This is a genomic window from Gemmatimonadota bacterium (genome assembly GCA_026706345.1).
Classification (GTDB): Bacteria; JAAXHH01; JAAXHH01; order JAAXHH01; family JAAXHH01; genus JAAXHH01.
Genome location: JAPOYX010000288.1, coordinates 1 through 2,149, shown reverse-complemented (window position 1 = coordinate 2,149; position 2,149 = coordinate 1). Strand labels below are relative to the sequence as shown.

The 2,149-nt window shown below is 61.5% G+C and carries 3 protein-coding genes; all 3 read left to right on the top strand.

What is annotated here, in order from left to right:
• Positions 1 to 856, top strand: an 856-nt coding sequence (locus OXG98_20015) for a molybdopterin-dependent oxidoreductase (GenBank protein MCY3774297.1), incomplete at its 5' end; no start/stop codon positions are given.
• A gap of 33 nt (positions 857 to 889) precedes the next feature.
• Complete coding sequence (locus OXG98_20010; protein MCY3774296.1) at positions 890 to 1,306, top strand: 3-aminobutyryl-CoA ammonia lyase; 417 nt, start codon at positions 890 to 892, stop codon at positions 1,304 to 1,306.
• A partial coding sequence (locus tag OXG98_20005; GenBank protein MCY3774295.1) for a tetratricopeptide repeat protein occupies positions 1,303 to 2,149 on the top strand: 847 nt, incomplete at its 3' end. The genes OXG98_20010 and OXG98_20005, both read left to right, overlap by 4 nt.

Sequence of the window (2,149 nt, the reverse complement as noted above, 5' to 3'; positions counted from 1 at the left end):
GCAACGGGCGGACCTGTTGACCGTTGTCCACGACCTCTTCCTGACGGATAGCGCGGACTATGCGGATATCGTCTTGCCGGCGACCTCTCCCCTTGAGCAGGACGATATGATTTTGGCGTACGGCGGTGATTTTGGCAGCTTCAGCCGCAAGGCGCTTGAACCGCTGGGCGAAGCAAAGTCGAACGCCGACGTGTTTCAGTTGTTGGCGACCGGGCTGGGCATCACTGAGCCGGCGGTGCATGCCTCGGCGGAGGAATTTACCGGTGAAGCCCTCAAGGCCGGGCTGTCTGTCGACGAATTCCTGTCTCGTCCTTTTATGCCGACCCGCCCTGAGCCGAACCTGCTGCCCCGAGCGCAGGGCGGCTTCCTGACTCCTTCGGGAAAGTTCGAGTTCTTTTGTGAAAAAATGGAGCGGGACGGGCTGGACCCGCTGCCGGCCTTTGTCCCTCCCCACGAGACTCTGAGCGAGGGGCCGTTTCCGCTGAATTTCCTGCCGCGCAAACATAAGGATTCGCTGAATTCCTCCTATGGGCACCTGCCGGTGATGCGCCGTCAAGAGTCCACGGCCCGAACCTTGGAAATCCACCCACAGGATGCGGCTGTCCGCGGATTGGACACGGGTGATGAGGTACGCGTGTTCAACGACCGGGGCGCGTTCGTGCTGCCGGTTGTCGTCTCTGAGCGGGTCCAGGCCGGCACGGTTGCCACCTTCTGGGGCTGGTGGGACAAACTGTCCGGGGGGAAGGGCAACGTCAATAATGTGACGTCGACTCAACTGACGGACGTGGGCGGCGGTGGTACCTTTTATGATTGCCGTGTTGAGGTCGAACGCTGGGACGGGCAGGCACTCTCATAAGACACTGCTCAAGAGGAATCACGCATGCCACGAATGGAGCCCGTCGATAATTTGCCGACCGCCATGCTGCGGGTCCGTATGAGCGGCCCGGACGCCCACTATGGGGGTGGTCTGGTGGATGGCGCGAAAATGTTGCAGCTCTTTGGCGATGTGGGGACGGAGTTGAGCATTCGCCTGGACGGGGATGAAGGGCTGTTTCGCGCCTATGACAATGTGGAGTTTCTCGCCCCGGTTTATGCCGGTGATTTTATTGAGGTGTCCGGGCGTATCACCCGCGTGGGGCGAACCTCGCGACGGCTCGAATTCGAAGCCTGGAAAGTGATCGTGCCTCGCCCCGATATTTCTGACTCGGCTGCGGACCTGCTCGAAGAACCGGTCCCGGTCTCTAGCGGCCGGGTCGCCCGGACCGGACTCCTATGGTGGAACAGCGAAAAAAAAGAGTCGCCATGAAATTTATTTTTTGGGTTCCCGTTTATATCGTCCTGTTGTGGGTCTGTGCGGCTCCGTACTCCGTTGCGGCGGAAGACGTTGAGGTCGCGGACTGCTTCAAGAATGATCTGGCACCCGCAACCCGGTTCGTTGCCTGCCGCGTGGCCGCCGAAGCCGGACACGCGGATGCGCAGTACAGTCTCGGCTATATGTACAGCACGGGGGAGGGTGTCCCGCAGGACTATGCGGAGGCGGCGGTGTGGTATCGTCGGGCCGCCGAGCAGGGAGACGCGAGTGCGCAGGTCAATCTCGGCTATATGTATGATATGGGCCAAGGCGTATCGCAGGACTATGCGGAGGCGGCGGTGTGGTATCGTCGGGCCGCCGAGCAGGGAGACGCGAGTGCGCAGGTCAATCTCGGCTATATGTATGATATGGGCCAAGGCGTATCGCAGGACTATGCGGAGGCGGCGGTGTGGTATCGTCGGGCCGCCGAGCAGGGAGACGCGAGTGCGCAGGTCAATCTCGGCTATATGTATGATATGGGCCAAGGCGTATCGCAGGACTATGCGGAGGCGGCGGTGTGGTATCGTCGGGCCGCCGAGCAGGGAGACGCTCAGGCACAGTCTAACCTCGGCGTCATGTACTACAGGGGTGAGGGCGTGGCGCAGGACTATGCGGAGGCGGCGGTGTGGTATCGTCGGGCCGCCGAGCGGGGAGACGCTGAGGCGCAGTTCAACCTCGGCGTCATGTACTACAAGGATGAGGGTGTGGCGCAGGACTATGCGGAGGCGGCGGTGTGGTATCGTCGGGCTGCCGAAGCCGGACACGCAAATGATGGGCAAAGTCGGTCTGGGGAACTTG